Annotated in this window: 27 protein-coding genes and 1 tRNA gene; 19 read left to right on the top strand and 9 right to left on the bottom strand. The window is 65.2% G+C overall.

What is annotated here, in order from left to right:
• Positions 1-129: 129 nt before the first annotated feature.
• The gene (locus tag ACOQPH_RS04555) at positions 130-420 is read left to right on the top strand and encodes a hypothetical protein (RefSeq protein WP_420623543.1); all 291 of its coding nucleotides are present in this window, start codon (positions 130-132) and stop codon (positions 418-420) included.
• A 109-nt stretch (positions 421-529) separates the two neighbouring features.
• On the opposite strand, the gene ACOQPH_RS04550 is transcribed toward ACOQPH_RS04555, so the two are convergent.
• From ACOQPH_RS04550 to ACOQPH_RS04540, 3 genes are all read right to left on the bottom strand, one after another.
• Positions 530-679 (bottom strand): hypothetical protein, encoded by a 150-nt coding sequence (locus tag ACOQPH_RS04550; protein ID WP_420623542.1) that lies wholly within the window; start codon positions 677-679, stop codon positions 530-532.
• Between the two features lie 127 nt (positions 680-806).
• Positions 807-944 (bottom strand): hypothetical protein, encoded by a 138-nt coding sequence (locus tag ACOQPH_RS04545; protein WP_420623541.1) that lies wholly within the window; start codon positions 942-944, stop codon positions 807-809.
• Positions 941-1,120: a hypothetical protein gene (locus ACOQPH_RS04540; protein WP_420623540.1), complete on the bottom strand. Its 180-nt coding sequence runs from the start codon at positions 1,118-1,120 to the stop codon at positions 941-943. The genes ACOQPH_RS04545 and ACOQPH_RS04540 overlap by 4 nt, the downstream gene beginning before the upstream one ends.
• 166 nt (positions 1,121-1,286) lie before the next feature.
• Between ACOQPH_RS04540 and ACOQPH_RS04535 the strand changes: the two genes are divergently transcribed.
• Together ACOQPH_RS04535 and ACOQPH_RS04530 are read left to right on the top strand one after the other, a co-directional pair.
• Positions 1,287-1,694, top strand: coding sequence for an ester cyclase (locus tag ACOQPH_RS04535; RefSeq protein WP_420623539.1), 408 nt, complete (start codon positions 1,287-1,289; stop codon positions 1,692-1,694).
• A gap of 70 nt (positions 1,695-1,764) precedes the next feature.
• Positions 1,765-3,774 carry a molybdopterin-containing oxidoreductase family protein gene (locus ACOQPH_RS04530; RefSeq protein WP_420624308.1) on the top strand — a complete coding sequence of 670 codons (2,010 nt, stop codon included), beginning with the start codon at positions 1,765-1,767 and terminating at the stop codon, positions 3,772-3,774.
• Here ACOQPH_RS04530 and ACOQPH_RS04525 read toward each other — a convergent pair.
• The gene (locus tag ACOQPH_RS04525; protein WP_420623538.1) at positions 3,763-3,999 is read right to left on the bottom strand and encodes a hypothetical protein; all 237 of its coding nucleotides are present in this window, start codon (positions 3,997-3,999) and stop codon (positions 3,763-3,765) included. The two genes, ACOQPH_RS04530 and ACOQPH_RS04525, sit on opposite strands and share 12 nt — an antisense overlap.
• Positions 3,996-4,217 carry a type II toxin-antitoxin system HicA family toxin gene (locus tag ACOQPH_RS04520; RefSeq protein WP_420623537.1) on the bottom strand — a complete coding sequence of 74 codons (222 nt, stop codon included), beginning with the start codon at positions 4,215-4,217 and terminating at the stop codon, positions 3,996-3,998. Before ACOQPH_RS04520 ends, ACOQPH_RS04525 begins: the two co-directional genes overlap by 4 nt.
• A 306-nt stretch (positions 4,218-4,523) precedes the next feature.
• On the opposite strand from ACOQPH_RS04520, the gene ACOQPH_RS04515 reads away from it, so the two are divergent.
• The 5 genes from ACOQPH_RS04515 to ACOQPH_RS04495 are packed head-to-tail and all read left to right on the top strand — an operon-like array spanning position 4,524 to position 8,438.
• Entirely contained in the window at positions 4,524-5,900 is a 1,377-nt protein-coding gene (locus ACOQPH_RS04515; protein ID WP_420623536.1) for an LLM class flavin-dependent oxidoreductase, read from the top strand.
• Complete coding sequence (locus ACOQPH_RS04510) at positions 5,897-6,562, top strand: maleylpyruvate isomerase N-terminal domain-containing protein (protein ID WP_420623535.1); 666 nt, start codon at positions 5,897-5,899, stop codon at positions 6,560-6,562. The genes ACOQPH_RS04515 and ACOQPH_RS04510 overlap by 4 nt, the downstream gene beginning before the upstream one ends.
• Before the next feature lie 44 nt (positions 6,563-6,606).
• Positions 6,607-7,596, top strand: a complete 990-nt coding sequence (locus tag ACOQPH_RS04505; RefSeq protein WP_420623534.1) for a D-2-hydroxyacid dehydrogenase — start codon at positions 6,607-6,609, stop codon at positions 7,594-7,596.
• 51 nt (positions 7,597-7,647) lie between these two features.
• A complete protein-coding gene (locus tag ACOQPH_RS04500) occupies positions 7,648-7,896 on the top strand; it encodes a hypothetical protein (protein WP_420623533.1) in 249 nt (82 codons plus the stop codon).
• A gap of 2 nt (positions 7,897-7,898) precedes the next feature.
• Positions 7,899-8,438, top strand: coding sequence for a helix-turn-helix transcriptional regulator (locus ACOQPH_RS04495; RefSeq protein ID WP_420623532.1), 540 nt, complete (start codon positions 7,899-7,901; stop codon positions 8,436-8,438).
• 116 nt (positions 8,439-8,554) lie between these two features.
• On the opposite strand, the gene udp is transcribed toward ACOQPH_RS04495, so the two are convergent.
• Complete coding sequence (gene udp, locus ACOQPH_RS04490; protein ID WP_420623531.1) at positions 8,555-9,325, bottom strand: uridine phosphorylase; 771 nt, start codon at positions 9,323-9,325, stop codon at positions 8,555-8,557.
• 345 nt (positions 9,326-9,670) lie between these two features.
• On the opposite strand from udp, the gene ACOQPH_RS04485 reads away from it, so the two are divergent.
• The 9 genes from ACOQPH_RS04485 to ACOQPH_RS04445 all read left to right on the top strand — a co-directional run bounded on the left by ACOQPH_RS04485 (position 9,671) and on the right by ACOQPH_RS04445 (position 18,742).
• On the top strand, positions 9,671-10,627 hold the full coding sequence (locus tag ACOQPH_RS04485; protein ID WP_420623530.1) for a HalD/BesD family halogenase: 957 nt from the start codon (positions 9,671-9,673) through the stop codon (positions 10,625-10,627).
• A complete protein-coding gene (locus tag ACOQPH_RS04480) occupies positions 10,611-11,780 on the top strand; it encodes a mandelate racemase/muconate lactonizing enzyme family protein (RefSeq protein ID WP_420623529.1) in 1,170 nt (389 codons plus the stop codon). Before ACOQPH_RS04485 ends, ACOQPH_RS04480 begins: the two co-directional genes overlap by 17 nt.
• Positions 11,781-11,846: 66 nt before the next feature.
• Entirely contained in the window at positions 11,847-12,008 is a 162-nt protein-coding gene (locus tag ACOQPH_RS04475; protein WP_420623528.1) for a hypothetical protein, read from the top strand.
• Positions 12,009-12,110: 102 nt separating this feature from the next.
• Positions 12,111-13,199: an aromatic ring-hydroxylating oxygenase subunit alpha gene (locus ACOQPH_RS04470; protein ID WP_420623527.1), complete on the top strand. Its 1,089-nt coding sequence runs from the start codon at positions 12,111-12,113 to the stop codon at positions 13,197-13,199.
• A complete protein-coding gene (locus ACOQPH_RS04465; protein ID WP_420623526.1) occupies positions 13,196-14,224 on the top strand; it encodes a hypothetical protein in 1,029 nt (342 codons plus the stop codon). Before ACOQPH_RS04470 ends, ACOQPH_RS04465 begins: the two co-directional genes overlap by 4 nt.
• A 6-nt stretch (positions 14,225-14,230) precedes the next feature.
• Positions 14,231-15,088, top strand: coding sequence for an FAD binding domain-containing protein (locus ACOQPH_RS04460; RefSeq protein WP_420623525.1), 858 nt, complete (start codon positions 14,231-14,233; stop codon positions 15,086-15,088).
• Complete coding sequence (locus tag ACOQPH_RS04455; RefSeq protein ID WP_420623524.1) at positions 15,085-15,573, top strand: (2Fe-2S)-binding protein; 489 nt, start codon at positions 15,085-15,087, stop codon at positions 15,571-15,573. Before ACOQPH_RS04460 ends, ACOQPH_RS04455 begins: the two co-directional genes overlap by 4 nt.
• Entirely contained in the window at positions 15,570-17,951 is a 2,382-nt protein-coding gene (locus tag ACOQPH_RS04450; RefSeq protein WP_420623523.1) for a xanthine dehydrogenase family protein molybdopterin-binding subunit, read from the top strand. The genes ACOQPH_RS04455 and ACOQPH_RS04450 overlap by 4 nt, the downstream gene beginning before the upstream one ends.
• Entirely contained in the window at positions 17,948-18,742 is a 795-nt protein-coding gene (locus ACOQPH_RS04445; protein ID WP_420623522.1) for an IclR family transcriptional regulator, read from the top strand. The genes ACOQPH_RS04450 and ACOQPH_RS04445 overlap by 4 nt, the downstream gene beginning before the upstream one ends.
• Before the next feature lie 70 nt (positions 18,743-18,812).
• Here ACOQPH_RS04445 and ACOQPH_RS04440 read toward each other — a convergent pair.
• Positions 18,813-18,896 (bottom strand) — tRNA-Leu (locus ACOQPH_RS04440).
• 92 nt (positions 18,897-18,988) lie between these two features.
• Complete coding sequence (locus ACOQPH_RS04435; RefSeq protein ID WP_420623521.1) at positions 18,989-19,828, bottom strand: TIGR03560 family F420-dependent LLM class oxidoreductase; 840 nt, start codon at positions 19,826-19,828, stop codon at positions 18,989-18,991.
• Between the two features lie 74 nt (positions 19,829-19,902).
• Here ACOQPH_RS04435 and ACOQPH_RS04430 point away from each other — a divergent pair, with 74 nt between their 5' ends.
• Positions 19,903-21,369: an N-acyl-D-amino-acid deacylase family protein gene (locus tag ACOQPH_RS04430; RefSeq protein WP_420623520.1), complete on the top strand. Its 1,467-nt coding sequence runs from the start codon at positions 19,903-19,905 to the stop codon at positions 21,367-21,369.
• Here ACOQPH_RS04430 and secG read toward each other — a convergent pair.
• A complete protein-coding gene (gene secG / locus ACOQPH_RS04425; RefSeq protein ID WP_420624307.1) occupies positions 21,335-21,562 on the bottom strand; it encodes a preprotein translocase subunit SecG in 228 nt (75 codons plus the stop codon). The genes ACOQPH_RS04430 and secG overlap by 35 nt on opposite strands.
• Positions 21,563-21,799: 237 nt before the next feature.
• Between secG and ACOQPH_RS04420 the strand changes: the two genes are divergently transcribed.
• Positions 21,800-23,029 carry an ATP-binding protein gene (locus ACOQPH_RS04420; RefSeq protein ID WP_420623519.1) on the top strand — a complete coding sequence of 410 codons (1,230 nt, stop codon included), beginning with the start codon at positions 21,800-21,802 and terminating at the stop codon, positions 23,027-23,029.
• The last annotated feature ends 27 nt before the right edge of the window (positions 23,030-23,056 follow it).

The following is a 23,056-nucleotide window of genomic DNA, read 5'->3' as shown; positions in this document are numbered from 1 at the left end:
AAAATCCAGGCCGTTGGAGCTGCCGGGCATCGCCGCCTATCCGCCAAGGCTCTTAACGCTCGCTTCGAGACCTTTTGACACCAAGGCTCAGCTTTTCGCGCGAATGTGACATCGTGGGAAGACGCTCGCGTGAACGCAGGCCAGATGGAGGATCCCGCCGCCAGCCGTCGCCAGCGGCTCTCGGAGATCGATTCCGAACTCAGGGCATTGCCAGCCGATGCCTTCGCCCGCAAGTACGAGCTGCAATCGGAAGCCGATGAGGTCAGGAAAGAACTAGCCGACCTGGTTGCCGACGATCTGGACGAGGCCAGGCGCAAATGGGTCGAACGATCGGCCCGCAAGGGTTCTCACGCCGAGCCTGATCCGGCCGAACAGGCAGCCCGCATCGTCTCGCCGATCGAAGGCGGGGCTGTCGTCTGACCCGATCCGCGCAGAGCACGTTGGCCAACTTTCCACAATGTCGCTCTATCCGTTCTGATCAGTGCACCATCTCGACGACGAACGTTGCACTGGCTTCGTCATCCCGGCGCTAGTCCCAGGTCCCGAATTGGAAGGCTTCGCTGGGCAGTGCTCGCCACTGCTCCCATACCGCTGGGTCACCGTCGGTGACGTCGATCCCGGAGTGGGGTCGGCCCCACAATCCGAGCAACACCTGGACCGGCGGTCCTTCAATGACCACAGCGGCTGGCGACGCTGACTCAGGCAGCGGCTCAATGTTGACACTGCCGACCGCGTCGCCGCGACCCGCTCAGCATGATCCAGCATCGTCGACCCCTCTCCGCTTCAGATGTTGTTGGATCGCATCGCTATTCCCAGTCGAGATCGATGTCGATCGAAACCAGCTCGATCGCACCGTCAGCCCCAAGCTGGCCTACGACGTTGAGCGCCCGCACGAGAACGCCGCTGGTTATCAGGATCCGGTAGTCCTCGCGGCGATCAGTCAAGTCTGTTGTGTCGACTCTGCTTCTTCGATCCGACGCATGATCCGCTCTCGGGACCGGGCCAACAGGTCTTGTGGGGCGTCGTCAATGTCCCAGATGATGCTGTCTTCAAAGATGGCGTCGACCTGAGACGAGTCCATCGCCTCCAGCTCAGCTGCCGTCCACACCCGTCGGGTCATGAGCCCAAGGTACTCGGTGCCTGCGATATCGCCGGGTAGGACGAATCAACCGCTGAGGCGGCTGCGCTCAGCTTGGTCCGTGCTGTCCAGAACAGGGCGACGACGGTCGTAATCTGAGCAAGGAATGAGTCAGCGACTCAACACAGGGAGCCATGCCATGGGACAGATGAACGAAACAGCCGCCGCATTCTTCGACGCGTGCGAGAGCGGACAAGGCTGGGATGGGTGCTCCCAGTACTGCACCGACGATGCGACGTTCTCCGCACAGTCCGAAGCGATCGGCGACCTCACCGACCTCCGCTCCTACACCGAGTGGATGAAGGGCATCCTGACGATTCTCGAAGACGGCTCGTACGACCTGAAGTCGTTCGCGACCGACGAGGAGCGGGGCAGCGTCCTGGCCTATGCGGTGTTCAACGGCACCCACACGGGCGACGGCGGTCCGGTTCCGCCGACCGGGAAGGCAGCCAGCTCGGACTACGTGTACGACATGCGGTTCGAGGGCGACAAGATCGCCCACATGACCAAGATCTGGCACTCCGGCGTCGCCCTGCAACAACTCGGCTGGGCCTAAGCTTCAATTCCAGTCCTACCACCAGATCCGCCGGGGTCGAGGTGTGCCAGGAGACCAGATCGTGACGCCAATGCGGACGAACTGCCCACGTGACTGCTACGACAACTGCGGGATCGTGGTGCGCTCCGGCAAGGGCGGTCGGGTCATCGTCCAAGGCGATCCCGATCATCCAGTCAGCCGAGGAACGCTGTGCGCGAAGTGTGCAACGGCCTACAACGGCGTGTGGCAGGACCCCGAGGCCCGCCTCGCCACTCCGCTCCGCCGGGTCGGCCCGAAGGGCGAAGGCGCATTCGCACCCATCAGCTGGGAAGACGCCCTGGCCGAGACCGCGGAACGCACGCAGCAGGTCGTCGACGAGCGCGGCCCCGCGGCCGTGCTCCACACCCACTACTCGGGAACGATGTCGATGCTGGCGTTCATGTTCCCGCTGCGGTTCTTTCACCGCTTGGGCGCGACCGAAGTAGAGCCGGATTCGATCTGCAATCTGGCCGGACATATCGCGTGGACGTACATGTTCGGCACGTCCGTTGCGGGATTCGACCCGCGCACCGCGGCCGATTCATCGTGCATTCTCGTGTGGGGCGCCAACCCCTCTCACAGCGCCCCGCACATGGACAAGAACTGGCTGGGAGACTTCGACGGGTCCGTCATCGTCGTGGATCCGATACGCACGGCCACCGCGGCTCGGGCCGATCTTCACCTCCAGCCGTACCCCGGCACCGACGCCGCGCTGGCGTTTTCCATAGCGCACGAACTCGGCGCCATGGCGGCCTTCGACACCGAGTTCATCGCTGACCATGTCCAAGGCGTCGCCGAAGTGCTCCCCGCCATCGAGACGTGCACGCCGGAATGGGGTGAGGAACAAACGGGTGTCCCGGCTGGTGACATCAGGCAGGCTGCGCGGCTCTATGCGGCCGGGCCGGCGCTTCTGTGGGCCGGTCAAGGACTCCAACGTCAGCCCACGGGCGCAAATGTCATGCGTGCCGTCGGCTTGCTGCCGGCGCTGACTGGCAACATCGGCAAGCCCGGCGCAGGAATCAGCTACCTCAATGTTGCGGCGGCCATGCTGGGCGCGGACTTCGACGAGCTGTCCGGCACGTCACTGGCCCAAAACGGCGCTCCCAAGGTCAACCACATCGGCCTTGCAGCCAAGCTCGAGAACCCCGAACGATTCGGGGCGTTGTTCAGCTGGAACACGAACCCGGTCGCCTCGGCTGCCGAGCAGGACAGGCTCCGCTCGGCACTGTGCCGTGAGGACCTGTTCACCGTCGTCGCGGACTGCTTTGCGACAGACACGGTCGACTATGCCGACATCGTGCTCCCCGCCGCGAGCTTCCTGGAATTCGACGACCTCACGTTCAGCTATATGTCACCGATCGTGGGAGCGCAGCAAAAAGTCCGAGAGCCAATCGGCGAGGCGCTGTCGAATCAAGAGATCTTCCGCCGGCTCGCTGGGGCGATGGGCCTTGACGAGCCAGAGCTCCACGAGACCGACGACGTGTTGATCCAGCGGCTCCTCGACCAACTCGACCTCGGCCTCTCCTTTGCCGAGCTGGCAGAGCGAGGCCACGTGTACCTGGGCCGTGAGCCAGTCGATTTCTTCGCCGACCGACGATTCCGCACCCCGTCGGGTCGAATCGAGATCGCATCTGACGCTGCAACGGCGGCCGGTTTGGGGCGGGCTCCGGTCCCAACGGCTGACGCCCGTGAAGCCGACGGGATCTTCCGGCTGCTGTCGCCTGCCTCACAGTGGCGGCTCAACGACTCCCACGCCAACGACCGCACCATTGGCCGGCGAGCTGGTCCTGCAACCGTCACGATCCACCCTGCAGACGCGGCCGATCTCGGCATCGCCCACGGCGACCAGGTCCGAATGCGCAACAGCGCAGGCCAACTCGAGGTCGAGGCAAACGTGGAGAACGCTGCACCTCGTGGCGTTCTCATCAGCTACAAGGGACGTTGGCCCAAGCTGGAACCCAGCGGGTGCAACGTCAATGTCCTCCACGAGGCCATATCGTCCGACATCGAGGGCTGCAGCGCAGTGCACGCCACGCGGGTCACGCTCGAACTAGCAAATTGACGCCGTCGGACCGCGCTCGGACGCCTGCCTGACGTCGATATCGATCTCGATGCCGTCGGGCTCGATGTCGAGCAGCTCGGCGACCACCGTTCGCGCAACACGCTCAACATCGCTCCTGCGGCGCGTCTGGCTGACGCCCAGCATGTTGGGAGGCAGACCAGAGGTGATCTCGATCTCCCACCAATCCCCGTTTCGTTCTGCAACGGCTCTATAGGGTGCGCTCACGAGTTCTCTCCCTGCGCCACTCGCTCGAGGTGCGCCTCCAGCTTGCCGAGAATCGTCCGTGCGGTTCCATCTGCAATCACTCGGTGCCTCGGGATCGGGAACCGAAAGCCGGCACACTCCCAGATGTCATGCTTGCCCTGGCGCAGGATGACGGCTGTGCAGCCATGGGCATCGGCGAGCCGCCGGATTCGACGCACCAACTCCGTTCGTTTTGGCACCGTAGTTGTCTACGACACCCCAGACAAGCAACGCAAAGGGATTCGTCAGCAGAACGCCGTGAATCCTCAGAGGCTGAGAACAGCCCGGAGGCCTTCGTCGATGGCGTCCATGAGCGCCCCGGGCAGTTGCCCTGCCGCCTCGGCCAGCCACGAGCGGTCGACAAGCTCCAACCCGAGCGGCACCGCGACAGAGTCCGTCGGCAAATGAGCCATAGGTAGCTACTTTTACTGGTATGAGGTTGGTGGGAATCACGAAGCTGAACAGCCGGCTGGGCGAATACGTCCGGCTCGTGATCGCCTAGACCGATGAGCGGCGGCGAGATGCATCTGAGCGCATTCATCCAGGCATCTCCTAATCATCAGATCAAGGGGATGTGGAAACACCCTGCCGACGAGACGTCGTGGGGGTACCGGACGCTCCGCTGGTGGCAGCAACTCGTGCGCACCCTGGAGAGGGGCTGCTTCGACGGGATCTTCTTCGCAGACGTGTTGGGCACCTACGATGTCTACGGGGCGAGTCGCGAGGCTGGCTTGCGCGGTGCAGTCCAGATTCCCGGCATCGACCCCACCCTGCTGATCCCTGCGCTGGCGGCGTGCACCGAGCACCTCGGTTTCGCAGTGACCATGTCGACCAGCCACCACGCTCCGTACCACACGGCCCGGCTGTTCTCGACTCTCGACCACCTCACGGATGGCCGTGTCGGCTGGAACATCGTGACCTCGTACCTGTCCGATGCCGAACGTCAAGGACTCGGCGAGATCCTGCCCCACGACGCTCGTTACGACCGGGCCGACGAGTACGTCGATGTCTGCCTGAAGCTGTGGGAACGCAGCTGGGAAGACGGCGCGATCGTCCTCGATGCCGAGGCCGACACGTTCACCGACCCGGCCAAGGTGCACGAGATCAACCATTCCGGTGAGTGGTTCACGGTCGAGGGCCCCCACATGGTCGAGCCCTCCCCTCAGCGCACGCCAGTGCTGTATCAGGCGGGAAACTCGGCGCGCGGTGTCGAGTTCGCGGCCAACACGGGAGAGGTCGTGTTCATGTCTGTGCCCGGCAACGACCGGGGTGCCGCTGTTGTGGCATCGCTGCGCGAGCATGCCGTGGCAGCCGGCCGCGATCCCGAGCAGATCAGGGCCCTGCAAGTGGCGCGGGTGGTGGTCGCCGAGACCGATGCGCAAGCCCGGGCGATGCGCGACGAGTGGTCACGTTTGTTCTCCGTCGACGGCTACCTCGCTCTCTACGGTGGCTGGACGGGCATCGACTTGGGCGGTCACCCGCCGGACACGCCGATCGACGACATCGAAGCGAATGCGATCCGCACCCAGGTCGAGCGCTGGAAACTGGAAGATCCCGACAAGACCTGGACCGTCGGCGATGTCGCCCGACGTCTTTCGGAGACTGCCGGCGGGCTGGGGTTTGTGGGTTCACCGGCCACCGTTGCCGATCAGATGGAGGCATTCATGGAGACCACCGGTGTCGACGGGTTCAACGTGACGACGGCTCCTGTCCCGTGGGGGTTCACCCAAGTGGTCGACTCGCTGGTGCCCGAGCTCCAACGGCGTGGTCGATTCCGCACCAGCTACGAGGGCACGACCTTCCGGGAGAACTTCTTCGGCGCCGGCCAACGCCATCTGCACCCCACCTACCCCCGCCTGAAACGAAACGAGATCAGCCCATGACGCCTGCCACCAACCTGTCGATCGACTCAGCCCGCGTCCGTGCCCTCGTCGTCGAAGCCGTCACCAAGTCGGCCGAACTCATCGACACCCCAGCCACAGCCGAGCGATGGGACCAGCCCTCGGCCCTCGAAGGCATGACGGTCGGAGCACTCTGCGCCCACCTGGTACGCGCCGCCGGCGCCACCATCGCCTACCTCGACCGCACCCCACCCGACCGGCGCCCCGACGGCGACCTCCTCACCGCGGTCACCTACTTTCACGCCGCGGTCGACTCCCCCGTCCACGACCAGATCAAGGATGTCTCCGCCGCCGAATCGGCCATCGGTCACCAAGCCACCGTGGACAAGTGCCGCCAACTGGTCGCCGACCTGGACACACGACTGGCTGATGAACCCGCTGGCCGTCTCGTCGCCGCACTGGGGGGCCGCCTGCTCACCCTCGACGACTTCTGCCGCACCCGATTGATCGAGGTGCTCCTCCATCTCGACGACCTCGCCGTCAGCACCGGCCAGACCCGCCCGACCACCGACCCGCTCGGCCCAGCCATCGTCATCGAGATCTGCATCGACATCGCCCGAAACCGCAACGGCGACTGGAACATCCTCTACGCCCTGACCCGAGCAGAACGCTCAAGCGACACCGCCGTCTTCCCCGTCTTCTAATCCCCATCCCACAACGCACCCACCTGCGCAGAGCGACGCCCGATATGAGTTCGACCGCCAAGTTCATGTTGATGGCGCAGCCCTCGGCGCCGGCGATCCCGCACGCCGAGGTGCTCGAGAGGTGGGCGGCCGAGCTCCGCGCCGAGTTCGAGGATCTCGAAGTGGTCATCGCCGTGACCGACGAGGAGATTCTCAAGCAGCTCAGCGATGCCGACGCCGCGTACGGCGTTCTGCCGAAGGGCTGGCACGCGCCGCAGCTTCGCTGGCTTCAGGCCCCGATGGCGAACCCGCCACTCGGCTATTTCACCCCCGAGCTCGCCGCCCATCCCGTGATCGTCACCAATATGCGCGGCGTGTACAACGACCACATCGCCACCCACGTGATGGCGTTCCTGCTCGCCCTCGCCCGAGGGTTGCCGCACTACGCACACGACCAGCGCAACCGGGAGTATCGACGTGGAGTTGCCCCGGTCCTGCACCTCGCACACTCGACCGTGCTGTTTATTGGCGCCGGAGGTGTCGCCCACCAGGCAGCCCGCTACCTGCAGCCATGGGGGCCGAGAATCGTGGCCGTCGACGCCCGCCCCGAGACCACATCGGGCGGGGCGATCGACGCCGTGTTCGGCACCGACAACCTCGAAGCTCAGCTTCCGCTGGCCGACGCAGTCGTGATGACGGTTCCCCATACACCCGACAGCGAGGGGATGCTGGGTCGTCGACAGTTCGCGCTGATGAAGCCCACGGCCGTGTTCATCAACATCGGCCGCGGCATGACCGTCGTGCTCGGCGATCTCGTCGACGCACTGGAAGCCGGCCAGCTCGCGGGCGCGGGCCTCGACGTCTTCGACCAGGAACCGCTGCGGCCGGACCACCGGATCTGGACGCTGCCCAATGTGCTGATCACACCGCACGTGGCGATGGTCGGCCCCGACATCGACCAGCGCCGCTTCGACCTCATCGCCGACAACTGCCGCCGCCTGCTCGCCGGCGAGCCGCTCCAGTACGTAGTCGCCGACAAAATCCTCGGCTTCTGACACGCTGCCAACGCCGTTGACGCGATCCAACATACGTTGTATGGTGTCAACATGCCGAGGGCGCGGCACCCGAAGAAGGCGATCGAAGCCGCATTGGCCGAACTCGAAGCCGCAGGCTGGACCATCGCACCGACAGCATCGGGGCACCGCTGGGGTGTAGCTCGCTGCGCCGATTCCAGCCGATCAGGCTGCCAGGTCTCCATCTGGTCGACACCACGCAGCCCCGACAACCACGCCCGCCAGCTCAGGCGAGCACTGGACCGATGCATCCACATTTCCGAACGAGACAGCGACACCTGACCATGACCACCCACACCTTCACCCTGATCGTCGACGGCCCCGACCTCCAATCAGACGAATTGATCGACGACGTATACGAGGCTGGCTGCGATGACGCCCTGATCGGCCGAGCCGACGGCATCCAGTTCGCCGACTTCGACCGCGAGGCCGACACCTTCCAATACGCCGTGCTGACTGCGGTCGCCGAACTCGAGTGCATCGCGGGCATCACCGTGACTCGACTTGCAGATGCCGGACTGGTGTCCATGGCCGACATCGCAGCCCGCACCGGGCGAACCCGCGAGAGCGTGCGACTCCTCATCACCGGCGAGCGTGGACCCGGCGGATTCCCACCCCCCGTCACCGACCCCCGCGGCCGCTACCGGCTCTGGCGCAGCGACGAAGTCGAGACCTGGCTTCGAGAACACCTCGCCGCGACCCTCGACAACGCAACTGATGATCACATCCGAGCGGCCATCAACGCCTGCCTCGAACTTCGCCATCACCGGGCCCACCTCGACGACACAGAGCGCTCGAAGCTTCGAACCCTCGTCGACATCTGAACAACCCAGTGACCGGCAACTGCCGTCGGCTGTTCGCCGGCGAACCACTCCAGTTCGTCGTCGCCGACTGCGGGGAGTTGGCCGACCACCTCGGCGGCTGAGGGCCCCGCTTTAATTCAGGAGGCGAGCAGGCGCCGGGCCGCCTCGACGACTACCCCGACCGCCTGCTCCTCGGTGGCTGCGATGCGGGCCTCGTCGACAACGGCTTCGGACTCGGTCCGCTGAGCGATTACCCCGGCGACGCACCCGGCCCGCCAGCCGTTGGCCGCGCACATCGTGAACAGCGTTGCCGACTCCATCTCGTAGTTGAGCACGCCGATGCGACGCCACTCGGCCAGGCTCCCCCGCAGCCAACCGACGACATCGCCGGCCACGGTGTCGTAGCGCTCCTGGCCAGGGTAGAACGTGTCGCTCGACGCTGTGATCCCGACCCGGTGGGGAGCGTCGAGGGCGACCGCGGCATCGACCAGGGCCCGGGTGCACTCGAAGGAGGAGGCCGCCGGATACTCCACCGGGGCGAAGTGCCGGCTCGCCCCGTCGAGGCGGACCGCGGCCTGGGTGATGACCAGGTCACCGATGCGCAGATCAGGCTGGATCGACCCGGTGGTGCCGACCCGCAGGAACGTCCGCACGCCGAGCTGGGCCAGTTCCTCGACGGCGACCGAGGTCGACGGCCCGCCGACGCCGGTCGAGCAGACCACCACTGGCTGGCCGTCGATCGACGCTCGATAGCTCGTGAACTCCCGGGTCGAGGCCAAGTGGGTCGGCTCGGCCATCGTCTCGGCGATCCTTGCCACCCGGGCAGGGTCGCCCGGCACGATGGCGAGCGAGGCCCCGCCGAGATCGGCGGCGGTCACACCCAGGTGCATCACGCGCTCATCACTCATCACCCGACCCTATTTCTCAGCCGCCGACTGCCTGGTCGTCGGGGACCTTGCGAGTCCTGAGTAGGTGGCGGCAGTCCGTGCTGAGCTGGCCGGCCACATGGCAACCGCCAAGGTGGCCGACGACAAGCCACCCGCCTTCGTCCCCGGCACCTCGCGCCGAGATGCCCGCCGGTGACGATGGTTTGCGGCAGCTTGACGTCGACACAGAGCGTGACTCTCCCCCAGAACCGGTCAGCTACAACGCGCCCCCTGCGGTCGGCCGTCCCGTACGATCGTACAGACGTTCAGTCTCGGTCAACCACGATCACCCACCTGCGCAACGGCCAATTCTCCTCGGAGGGCGAAATGGATCGGACTACTGCACCTGCACCACTCGGGCAGGGCGAGAATCATGTCCCCGTCGCGTCCCTGAACTCGCTCGTCGACGTCGAGCGATACCCACTCGATCGTCCCGAGTCCGCCAGCTACCGCGAGCTGGTCGCATCGGCTCGAGCACACTTGGACCAGGATGGTCTTGCGGTTGTCCCGGGGTTCGTTCGAGCCGACGTGGTTGCGCAGATGACGGCTGAGATCGACGCCCTGGCCGACCGCCGCGACTACAGCAGGAACCTGCGCAACCCGTACTTCGTCGAGGAAGTCGATCCGACTCTGCCCGAAGATCACCCGCTCAGGTTCTTCCAAGCCCAGTCGAACCACTGGCTGTGCATGGACCGGATCCCCGACGAATCGCTCATGTACCAGCTGTATCGACGCCGCGAAATCCTCGACTTCATCGGCCAGGTCTTACAGCTCGACCCGATCTACTTCTACGAAGATCCGATGGTCGCGATCATCGTGAACATTCAATTGCCCGGCGAGACGCTCCCGTGGCACTTCGACGGCTCGCCGTACGCGACGTCGATCGTCATCAGAGAGCCCGAGCGCGGCGGAGTGTTCGAATACGTGCCCTTCCTGAGGACCGAGACCGATCAACGCTTCGATGCAGTCAAACGAGTGCTGACGACGGGCGAAGGTGTCCTGCGGCTGCCGGGGCGCCCTGGTGACCTGCAGATCTTCGAGGGTTGGTGCTCGATGCACAGAGTGACACCCGTCGAGATCGGCGAGCGCCACTGCCTGATCCTGGCCTATGGGGACGAGCCGGGCCAGACCTCGGATTGGGTCTCGCGCGAGAAGAACTTCGGGCGGCTCCATCCTTACCACCAGATGCTCAAGGACTCGGGAGAACCGGGAGCCCTCGGATCGGCGCTGACATCGAAACCGGCACATCAACGAAGTGAGGAATCACATGCCAGCCGTAGTTGACCTTGAAGCGATAGTGGTGTCAGTTCCTGCTGAAGGAAACGCCTTCACCGAAACCGACACCGAGGACATGCTGCTCGTGCTCGTCACCGACTCCGACGGTCGCATGGGCTTCGGGGAGTGTGCGTGTGCGCCCAGCGTCCTGAAGGAGCTGATTGAGTTCCCGAGCGAGCACTTCTGGGCCAACGGCATCAAAGAGCATGTCATCGGCAAGGACCCGATCGAGGCACTGGCCATCTACGACGTCATCTACCACTCGAGCTTCTACCACGGCCGCAGAGGACTGCTCATCAACGCCCTGTCGGCGGTCGACATCGCCCTCTACGACCTGGCCGGCAAGCAGCTCGACAAGCCCGTTTGGCAGCTGCTGGGAGGTGCCCGCCAGCCGGGAGCGCGTCCGTACGTGACCCTGTATCCGGGCGACACCAGGGGCGAGCCGACCGCCGCGATCCTCGAGAAGATGGAGGTGATCGTCGATCTCGCCCGTCAGTCGGGTTTCACCGCCATGAAGCTGCCCTTCGTCGGGCTCACCGAATTGCCCGACCACCAGGTGGTCGACCTTGTCGGTCAGCTCCGGGCCATGATCGGTGACGACATCGTGCTGGGAACCGACCCCGGGTATCGCTGGACCCATTGGCAGGAGGCACTGTGGGTTCTCAATCGCCTCGATGACCACCGGGTGTACTTCGCCGAGGTGCCGCTGCGTCACGACGACATGGAGGGGTACCGCCAGCTGGCGGCCCGCTGCCCGCTGCTCATCGGCGCGGGCGAATTCTCGACTGGCCGTTGGGAGGCCAAGGAATGGCTCGACAATGCCAAGGTGCCGTTGCTGCACTGCGGCATCAGCCGAGCCGGCGGCTTCACAGAGATCGCCCGGATCTCGGAGATGTGCGAGCTCGCCGGGGCCTTGCTCATGCCCCACAGCTACGCCTCGGCGATCTCCGATTTCTGCAACATCCACATGCAGATCGCGAGCATGCAGATTCCCATGATCGAGTTCCGCACCATCGAACCGGTCGCCTCGATACTGCGCCGCGACCTCGTCCACCCGGCGATGCCCGAGATCGTCGACGGCTGGGTCGCGCCGCCGACCGCACCCGGGCTGGGCCTCGAGCTCAACATGGATCTGGTCAACCAGTTCCGGGTTCAGACTTGACCGAGACCGACCTCACGGCCCGCGATCTGCAGGCCGAGAATCAGTTCCTCGGCAACGCGGCTGGTCATGTCCGCCGTCAACCAACGTCTCGCGCAGATCGCCCTCCTTGCGCGTTACCGCTCATCCACCCCAGAATCGGCCGAATCAGACCTCGGTCCCGATCGCTATCGGCACATGGGGGTCAGTTGTTCCGGCGACGCCATGACGGTCGAGCTGATGCCCTACTAAGTTTCCGATAGCGGCGTGAATTTCGTAATGCGAAACCGTGAGGAATGGAGGGACGTGATGTCAGATTTGTCCGAGGTAGATCCGGCAGGGACCAGGGTCGCGTTGGACCAGGCGACCCATGCGCCGGGCGCGATCTATGCCAGCCCGGAGATCTTCCGTCGCGAGGTGGCCGAATATTTCAAACGCGAGTGGCTCTACGTAGGACGGGTCGAGGAGCTGGCCGATCCGGGTGACTACATGGCGCTGCGCCTGGTTGGCGAGCCCGTACTGCTCTCGCGCGATCGCGACGGTCAGCTACACGCCAGCTACAACATGTGCGTCCACCGAGGTGTCGAGGTTGCGTACGGATCGGGCAATCTCAAGGCATTCAGCTGCCCGTACCACGGTTGGGTATACGGCCTCGACGGCCAGCTGAAGGGGGCCGCCTACATGGCCGAGACCCAGGGATTCGACGTCGCCGATTGCGCCCTGACACCACTGCGGCTCGACGTCTGGCGGGGCAACATCTTCATCAACTTCGATCACGATGCCGGACCGCTGGCTGATGCGATGGCCGGGATCGACGAGGAGTTCTCTTTCCTCGGGTGGGAGAAATGCCGCCTGGGTAACAAGCTCGAAATCGACCTCGCGTGCAACTGGAAGTTCATACACGAGAACTTGATGGACTTCTACCACGTCGGGGTGCTGCACGCGGACAGCTTCGGCGCCAACTTCAAGTTCGAGCCCGACCACGTGAACGTCAAACCCGACGGCGGTCTTTCGATCTTCTACGATGCCGGCCCTCCCACGCCGGGGGCCGAGCCACTGCTCGGCAAGATGCCGTGGCTGGAGGACAGACCGCACAGTTTTGCCTGTACTGCGTTCACTTCGCCCAACCTGACGTTTTTCGGCCGCATCGATTGCATTCGGCCGATGATCGCGTGGCCGATCGACGAGGGCCGCACCCGGGTGGTCATCTACCACCTGTTTCCCGAGGAATTCTTCGACAGGCCGGACTTCGCTGAGACGCTGAAGATCTACCACGACTTTCAGATCCTGGTACTCGAAGAAGACCGAATCATGATCGAGTCGATGCAACAGGCGATGAGTTCACCCGCCTACCGGCCCGGGCGCATGAGCACCCTGGAGAAGGGCGTTCACAACTTCCTCAACGGCTATCTGGACCGCGTGATCGGCGGAGCGACCCCATGACAGCCACTGTTGCCGGCGCAGCGGACGTGCTGATGCGCGACTACATGGCATTGGAGCCGAACGAAACCGTCCTGATCACCGCCGACACCGACAGCGACGAAGTGGTGTGGCAGGCGGTGCTCCAAGCATCTCTGCTCGCCGGTGCCAATGCATCGGTCCTGTTGATCCCGCCGCTTCCGTATCAAGGCCGCCTTGCCGACCCGTACCTCACTCCGGCGGTTTCGGCCGCAGCGTTGGCCGCAGATGTGTGGATCGATCTCACGTTCCCCTACCTCGCCGGCTCGGAGCTTCACGATCAGGCGATGGAGGGCGAGCACATCCGCTATCTGCTAGGTGCCGACCTGAACGCCGGGGGCCTGTTGAGGCTGTTCGGGCGGGTGGATCTCGACCGCTACTTCGCGGTACACCATGCCTTTGACGCGCTGGTGAACGAAGCGGTCGGCAAGACCGTGCGCATCACCGACAACGCCGGCACCGACGTGAGCTTCATTCTCGGGCAGCGTGGATTCGACAAGCCGCGACGAGCCGACAAGCCGGGGACGGTCTTGGTGCCGGGGCAATGCACGTTGTTCCCCGATGTCGAAACGGTGAAGGGGCGCATCGAGGTCGGAGCCATCTTCCACGAGTACTACACACCGCTCGCTGCACCCATGACCCTCGAGATCGATGGCCGCATTCGGGCCATTGCGGGCGGAGGCAATGAGCGATTTGTCGCCGACCGAGCGCTGCGGCGGGCGGGTTCGGACGGCGACTACGGATATGTCATTCACTTCACCCACGGCATCCATCCCACGGCCCGAGTCACCGGCGACTCGTTCATCGAGGACACCCGTGCCCAGGGCAACAACGCCATCGGAATGGGCATGCCGTGGTGGGACCCCGGCGGCGGTGAGAACCACCCCGACGCTGTCTTGTTCTTGCACACGATCGACATCGACGGTCGACGTGTCGTCGAAGACGGTGCCATCGTGGGCCCTGAGCCGTTGGTGGCTCTCGCGGCCGAGCTGCAGCCCGTCATCGGCTGAGTCGCCATGAAACCCGCTCCGTTCTCGTTTGTTGCTCCCGAGTCGCTCAACGCGGTGGTCCGAGCCCTGGCCGAGTACGGCGATGACGCTCGGATTCTCGCAGGCGGCCAGAGCCTGGTTCCGCTCATGAATCTCCGGCTGGCCCGACCCGAGGTGCTCGTGTCGATCAACCGCTGTCAGGAGCTCGACTACATCCGGCTCTCGAACGATCGCCTCGTCGTCGGTGCGCTCGTGCGCCAGATCGACGCCGAGACCGACTCTCTGGTCGAAGCCGAGTGCCCGTTGTTGGCCAAGGCGCTACCCCACGTCGGGCTGCCCGCCACGCGCAACCGTGGCACCGTCTGCGGCAGTCTGGCCCACTGCGACCCGCTCGCCGAGTTGCCGGCCGTTGCGCTCGCGTTGGAGGCCGATCTGGTGCTCACGAGTGCCGCTGGCGAACGTCGGGTTCCGGCCCACGACTTCTTCGTAGCTGACATGACCACCAGCATCGAGCCAGGTGAGGTCGTTTCGGCGGTCACGTTCAAACGCCAGGATCGGGGCGAGCGAAGCGCCCTGGCTGAAGTCTCGAACGGGGGCCACGTATTCCCGGTAGGCGGGGTCGCACTGCGGTGGGCCAGCGTGGACGGCGTCTGCACGATGGCACGCATCGCGGCGTTCGGCGTTGGGTCGGTGGCCCAGCGTTTGATCGACGCCGAGGGCGTGCTGGTCGGCTCCGACCTCGGCCCCGCGGCAATCGCAGCCGCCGTCGCGGCGGCCCGCAGTGCAGTCAATCCGACCGGCGACATCCACGCCGACGCCGAGTACCGACGACACCTTGTCGGCGTCCTTGTTGAACGCGGCCTGCTGGAAGGCGAGGCTCCATGACAGATGAACACCTGGTGAAGCTCACCGTCAACGGGCGAAGCCGAGAATCCCGAGTGGAGGCTCGGCGGTTGCTCGCCGACTACCTGCGACACGATCTCGGCCTGACGGGCACCCACATCGGCTGTGAGCAAGGAGTGTGCGGTGCATGCACGGTGTTGCTCGACGGCCGCACCGCCCGCAGCTGCCTGCACTTCGCCGTGGCGGTTGACGGATCGGACATCCGCACCGTGGAAGACCTCGCAGGCCTCGATGAGCTCCATCCGATCCAAGAGATGTTCCACCAAAAGCATGCCCTCCAGTGCGGTTTCTGCACACCGGGATTCCTCCTCACGGCGGTCGAGCTGCTGGAAAGCAACGCCGACCCCGACGAGGCCACCATCCGGGAGGCACTGATGAACAACGTCTGTCGCTGCACCGGCTACGCCAACATCGTCGATGCGGTAGCTGAGGCCGCGGTGGAGCTGCGACGAGGGAACCGAGCATGAGCAGCGACCGGCAAGGCGCTGTTGGGCACGGCGCTGTTGGCCAAAGCGTCTTGCGTCGAGAGGACGACTACCTCCTTCGAGGCCAGGGCCGCTTCGTCGACGATCTGCCCGCGCCGATCAACACCCTCCACCTTGCCTTCGTGCTGAGCCCCTACGCCCACGCCCGGATCTTGTCGATCGACGTGAGCGAGGCGCGCGCTCTCGACGGCGTGGTCGACGTCCTCACCGGCGAGGATCTGGCAGCCCTGGTGAAGCCGATCGCTGCTCAGATCGAGCTGCCCGGCTACCACCTCAACAGCCGCGACGTGCTGGCTGTCGACGAAGTGCGGTTTGCGGGCGAGGCGGTGGCCGTGGTCGTGGCCGAGAGCCAGTACCTCGCCGAAGACGGCATCGAGCTGGTCCAAGTCGACTACGAGCCGCTTCCTGTGGTCACCAAGATCGAAGAAGCGACCGATCCCGCCGCCCCGCAGGTCAATCCGACAGTGCCGGGCAACGTCTACTACGAGGGTCGATTCACAACCGATGGCGTGGCCGCTGGTTTCGAAGCGGCGGCCCATGTCATCTCCGAAAACTTCCACTCGAACCGTGTGACCGCTGTTCCGATTGAACCCCGAGGGTGTCTTGCTGTGCCCGAGCAGGCGGGCAACCTTGTCTTCTACTCCTCGACCCAGATACACCATCTGCTACGGACTGCCCTGGCCGAGTTCCTCGACGTTTCAGAGTCAACCCTGCGGGTCGTGGTTCCCGACGTCGGCGGCGGATTCGGCATCAAGGCGGCCCTCTACCCCGAAGAGTTCGTCTGCGCCGCGCTCGCCCTGCGTTTGCGCCGGCCCGTGAAGTGGATTCAGGACCGGTACGGAGCCCTGCTCACCGATGTACACGCCCGTGACAACCGCTACCGGGTTGAGGCCGCGGTCGATGATGACGGCATCGTCCTCGCGCTCAAGGCCGAGATTCGAACCAATGGCGGCGCCTACTCAGCGTTGCCCTTCGGCTGCACCCTGGAGACCACTGGTGGCGCCCGCATGATCGTTGGGCCGTACCGGATCACCGAATACTCCTACACGGCCACCGCCGTCGCAACCCACACCGCGCCTGTGTTGGCCTATAGGGGCGTGGCCCAACCGGTTTGCTTCATGGCGATCGAGGGCATCATGGATCGGATTGCCCGCCGGCTCGAGCTCGATCCAGCCGAGGTTCGGCTGAGAAACATGGTGCCCACCTCAGAGCTGCCGTGGACCAACGTCGTCGGGGTCCGCTACGACACCGGCAGTTTCGTCGAGTCGCTCAAGATGGCGATGGAGATGGCGAAGTACGACGAGTTCCGCGCCCGCCAGGCGGCCCAGGGCCGACTCGTCGACGGCAAGTACCGGGGCATCGGCATCTGCAGTTTCACGGAGGTGAGCGGGACGGGAGCCCCAGGCTGGCGTGCCCGCGGGCTGACCCGCCTACCCGGATTCGACAGCGGGACGGTGAAGGTGGAGCCCACCGGCAAGGTGACGGCCTTCGTGAGCCACGCTCATTCGGGACAAGGCCACTTCACGACCTTCGCGCAGGTCGTCGCCGACGAGCTCGGGGCCCGATTGGAGGATGTGACTGTCATCGAGGGCGACACCGCCGCCGGGCCCTACGGCACGAACACCTTCGCCAGCCGCAGCGCGGTCACGGGCGGCGGAGCGCTGGTGCGGGCGTCGGAGAAGGCCAGACTGAAGCTGGCGCGGATCGCCGCGGACATGCTCGAGTCCACGCCCGAAGACATCGTGGTCTCCGACGGCCAGATGCACGTCGCCGGCGTGCCGAGCCGATCGCTCTCATTCCAAGAAGTCGCCGAGACGGCTTACGCGATGAACACATTCGACCTCCCCGAAGGCGAGAGCTTTGGCATCGAGGAGACCGACTTCTACGACCCGCCCCTTGTCACCATGGCCAATGCCACCCACATTGCACAGGTGGCTGTCGATGCCGGAGACGGGACAGTCGACATCGAGGGCTACACCGTCGTACACGACTGCGGTCGCGTCATCAACCCGATGATCGTCGAGGGTCAGGTGATGGGCGGTGTGGCACAAGGCATCGGCGAGGCACTCATGGAAGAGTTTGTGTACGACCCCGACGGCCAGGTCCGCACGGCGACTCTGGTCGACTATCTCCTGCCCAGCTCGGTGGACGTTCCCAGCTTCCAGATCGCTCACATCGAGTCTCCGTCGATCGATGCCGTCGGTGGGTTCAAGGGTGTGGGGGAAGGCGGTGTGATCGGAGCAGTACCCGCGCTCGTCAACGCAGTCGCCGACGCTCTGTTCGATCTCGACGTCAACGTCAACACCAAGCCGCTTCGACCCGCGCTGCTGTCAGGCCTCATTCGAGAGGCCGGAGGGTGACTGCGGCTTCGGCCAGCCAAGGGGTGAAGTCCATCGAGGTTGGTGCCCGGGTGCTGGCCGCCCTCGTCGAGGCTCCCGGTGCCCTCCCCCTCGGCGAGCTTGCGTCGCGGGCTGACATGATGCCGAGCAAGGCGCGCCGATATCTCGTCAGCCTGATCCGCTGCGACCTCGTGCTGCAGGATCCGATCACCGGTCGCTACGATCTCGGCCCCGGCGCGCTGCAGTTGGGCTTGGCCGGTCTGCGGCGGCTTGACGGGGTTCGCTTCGCGACCGACGCGTTGGTCGAGCTCAACCAACGCCTCGATGTAACCACCGCGCTATCGGTGTGGGGCCAGCACGGGCCGGTGATCATTGGCTGGCGCGATGCCAGCGAGGTTGTTCACTGCAACTTGCACATCGGTTCCGTGCTGCCGCTCATCGGAACGGCAACCGGCAGGATCTTCTTGGCCTACCAGCCATGGCGAATGATTGACGAGAGGGTCGCCGAAGAGCTCGAACGGCTGGCGGGTTCTCCTCTTGGTGATCGCTATCGCGATGCTGGCGCGGTGCAGGAGCTGATCGATCAGGTTCGCCGAGACAGGTTGGCCATCTCCCGCGGCGACTATTTGCCCGGGCTCAGCGCCGTCGCCGCACCGGTGTTCGATCATCAAGGTCGACTTGTTGCGTCGACCGCAGTTCTGGGTCGGAGTGGGACGATGGATGGTGTCGGCCCAGATTCCCCCTCAGCGGCTCTTCGCCAGGCGTCGGAGGAGGTCTCCCACAAACTCGGCTATTCCGCCACGTTCGACTGACGGCGCACGGCACCGCTGCGAAGGTCAACCGACCGGCGTGGCTTGCGGTTTGGCGTCGGGAACCTGTTCGTGTCGGAGGGGGGACTTGAACCCCCACACCCTTTCGGGCACTAGATCCTTAATCTAGCGCGTCTGCCAATTCCGCCACTCCGACATGAAAACCCAAAATCGCTGCATCGCAGCCCCCTTGAGGGCCACAGCGGAGCGCATCAGCATAGCGCTGCCGTCTCGGCTGTTCGGCGGCGATCAGGCCTCGTCGATCGCTGTTGCCAAGGCGTCGAGACTCACCGGATCCAGTTCGCCTCGCCACGACCACACGACGATGTCGATTCCGGCGTCGAAGAAGTCCTGCGCCCCTGCCACCGCCTTGTCGATGTCGCCGTCGGCCTCGAAACCGAGATGCACCGACCGGTCGATCTCGGCCTCATCACGGCCCACGCGTTCGCAATGCGCCCGCAGAATCTCGTCCAGCTCCTGCCACGCTGCGACATCGGCCGGGAAGGTCATGTCCCACTGATCGGCGTACTTCGCAGCGGTGCGCAATGTCCGCACCCGGCCCTGCCCGCCGATGACGATCGGGATCCGCTCCTGGATCGGCTTGGGCTCGCACCACGCGTCGGTGAGCTCGAAGAAACGCCCCTTGTGCGTGGTGGTCGTTTCGGTCAGCAGCTTGACGATGACCTCCATGCCCTCTTCGAGCCGATCTGAACGGTCGCGCAGCGGACCGAGATCGATGCCGTAGGCGTCGCTCTCCATGAAGTTCCAGCCGGCGCCCATCCCCAGCTCGAAGCGACCATTCGAGATGTGGTCGAGCGTGGCGGCCATGTTGGCGGTCACTGCCGGATGGCGGTGGTGCATGCCGTTGACCATGGCGCCGAGACGTATTCGCGTCGTCGCCTGTGCAAGCGCCGCCAGCATCGTCCAGCCCTCAAGGTTGGGGCCGTCGTACGGCGGCGCCAAGGGATAGAAGTGGTCCCAGTTCCACGCCGACTCGAAGACCTCGAACTCGTCGGCGGCCTGCCAGATCGCCAGGTACTCCGGCCAGCTGGCGTGGTGCGGAGGGGTCTTGATGGCGTGACGTCCCATGTGGGCTCCTTGTCGCAGACGACCCGAACGATACGTGGTGAACTCGCGACCTTGACTTGGTTGGGAAAGGGCTCATGGCAGAGATCGACAAAGCGGACTTGATCATCCGCGACGCCCGCCTGATCGACGGGACCGGCGCTCCGTCGACCCATGGCGACATCGCCGTCGCCGACGACAGGATCGTCGGGCTGGGCGATCTCGGCCACGCCGAGAGCGCCGTCGAGGTCGATGCGGGCGGCAAGGCGGTGGCACCCGGCTTCATCGACGTGCACACCCATGACGACCGAGCGCTGCTGGTCAACCCGTTGATGGCGCCCAAGGTCAGCCAGGGCGTCACCACGGTCATCACCGGCAACTGCGGGGTCAGCTTGGCGCCGCTGCGGACCACCGGACGGCCGCCGGCACCGCTCGATCTCGTCTGCCCCGACGGCGAAGGCTTCTTCGCGGACTTCGGTGACTACCTCGCGGCTCTTGACAATGACCCGGCGGCTGTCAACGCACTCTGCCTGGTCGGCCACGCCTCTCTGCGGGTCGAGGCCATGGATTCGCTGAACCGTCCGGCGACCGGCGACGAGATCGCGGCCATGCGCAGCCGCCTGGAACGGGCGCTGGAGGCCGGTGCCATCGGTCTCTCGACGGGTCTCTACTACGCCCCGGCCGCAGCCGCGCCGACCGACGAGATCATCGAGCTGGTCACAGCGGTCCGGGCAGCGGGCGGCATCCACACGACGCACATGCGGGACGAAGCCGACCGTGTCAGTGACTCGCTGGAAGAGACCTTCACCATCGGCCGCGAAACGGGCGTGCCGGTGGTGATCTCACATCACAAGTGCTCCGGGCAGGCCAACCACGGCCGCTCAGCCGAGACCCTGGCGCTGATCGAAGCGGCTCGCCAGCGCCAAGAAATCGGCCTCGACGCCTACCCGTACATCGCCAGCTCGACCACATTGGGCTCAACCAAGCTGTCGGACGCCAGCAAAGTGCTGGTGACGTGGTCCAAAGCGCAGCCCGAGGCTGCGGGGCGGGATCTCGCCGAGATCGCAGCCGAGATGGGTCTCGACCCCGAAGCTGCGGTCGAAGCGTTGCTGCCCGCCGGCGGGATCTTCTTCATGATGGACGAGGTGGACGTGCGCCGCATCCTGGCCTACCCGGGCACCATGATCGGCTCCGACGGCCTGCCGCACGACGAATTCCCGCATCCCCGCCTGTGGGGTACCTTCCCACGGGTGCTTGGTCACTATGCGCGCGAGCAAGGCCTCTTCTCTCTGGAAGAAGCAGTGCACAAAATGACGGGACTGCCGGCCCGACGTCTCGGTTTGGCGGATCGGGGCGTGCTGGAGGCCGGTGCGATGGCCGACCTCGTTCTCTTTGACCCAGAAACCGTGATCGACACCGCCACCTTCGAGCAGCCGAAGCAGCCGGCGCGCGGCATCGAGCTCGTCATGGTCAACGGCAGGGCGATCTGGCGGGACGGCGCCAGCACCGGTGCACGGCCGGGCCGGGCAATCAGGCGAGCAACAAGCCCAGAATCAGCGTCGTAAAGCCAAACGAGACGGCAACCACGACCGTGATGCGGCTGAGGTTCTTCTCGGCAACGGTCGAGCCCGCAGCAGCGGTCCCGACGCTGCCGCCGAACATGTCGGACACACCGCCGCCACGGCCGCTGTGCAACAGCACAAGACCAATCAAACCGAAGGCCGACAGCAGGTGAATGCCGCCGACAATCCACGTCATCACGGGCAACGAGGCTACCGGCGCACAGGCGCTGCACCCATGGCGACGAATAGCGGTACCGCACGGGCAATTGCCCTCATGAGACAGCGGGGTCCGTCGTCGGTCAGTTCAACGCTGGATCGGTGGACGAGTTCGGCCCGAGATGCGCCAAACCAGCATCTATGTGTGCGTAATATCGACATCGAGACATGCGCTATTGCGACATTGATTGCTGCGCAATAGCGGTAGGCTTCGCACGTGACTCTCTATCTCGACCGCTTGGTTGATCCTTGGATTGTTGAAATCCTTGGCTCTGCGCCAGCGATCATGATCACGGGAGCCCGCGCCTCAGGCAAGACCACGACTGCGCTACGACATGCAGCCAGCGTCGTGCGCCTCGACTCCGAGCGCGAGGCGGGGCCATTCCGGGCGGACCCCGACGCGGCGTTGCGGGATCGTCCCGAGCCCGTGCTCCTCGACGAGTGGCAGGCCTGCCCCGAGGTGTTGGGTGCTGTCAAGCGTGCCGTCGACACCGAGCGGCGTGCTGGAAGGTTCATCCTGACCGGCTCCACGCGGTCCGATGCCGATCCCGCGCTGTGGCCGGGAACCGGCCGGCTCATCCGGGTTGCCATGCACCCGCTCACGGTACGCGAGCAGCTCTCGCGACCAGGCCGACCGTTCATAGATGCGCTTCTCGCCGGGGACCTGCCCCCGGTGCTCGCCGATCCGCCCGACCTGCGGGGCTATGCGGAGATCGCGCTGCGGGGCGGATTTCCCGAGCCGGCCACCGAACTTGAGGGAAATGTCCGTAGAGGCTGGCTCGACAGCTATATCGAGCAGCTCTTGGTCCACGACCGCGCAGGCTCGGACCAGAGCCCCGACCCAGTGCGTCTTGGCGCGTTCTTCACGGCATACGCCCTGAACTCAGCGGGAATCGTGAACGATGCCACCCTGAACGAAGCGGCTGGGCTGGACCGACGCACGTCCCGCTCCTATACGACGCTGCTGAGCGATCTCGGTATTGTCGCCGAGCTTCCCGCATGGAGCACCAACCGTCTCAAGCGTCTGGCACGCGGGCCGAAGCGGTACATCGCAGACACCGGCCTGTGGGGCGCGGCCGTCGGCGCCGATGTCGCCTTGGTGATGAGCAATGGCGACCTGCTCGGCCGCTTGATCGACACGTTTGTGGCGAACCAGCTCCGCGCTGAAGCAGTTGTGGACCCACATCGACCGACATTGCACCATCTGCGCGGTCGTGACGGACGTCACGAAGTGGACATCCTCGCCGACCTCGGTGCACGCGGTCTCGTAGCGATCGAGATCAAGGCCCACAGCGCTCCGAAGCCTGCCGACGCCCGGCATCTGGCATGGCTGCGCGACGGGCTGGGACCCCAGTTCAGAGCGGGCGTCCTACTGCACACGGGCCCGGCCCGCTATCGCCTCGGCGACCGCATCGAAGCAATTCCGATCTGCACACTGTGGAGCTAGTAGCACTCGACACGAGTGCCGATCCAG

Origin of the sequence: Candidatus Poriferisodalis sp. (assembly GCF_965221945.1) — a bacterium.
Taxonomy (GTDB): domain Bacteria; phylum Actinomycetota; class Acidimicrobiia; order Acidimicrobiales; family Poriferisodalaceae; genus Poriferisodalis.
This window is presented reverse-complemented; position numbering and strand designations above follow the sequence as displayed.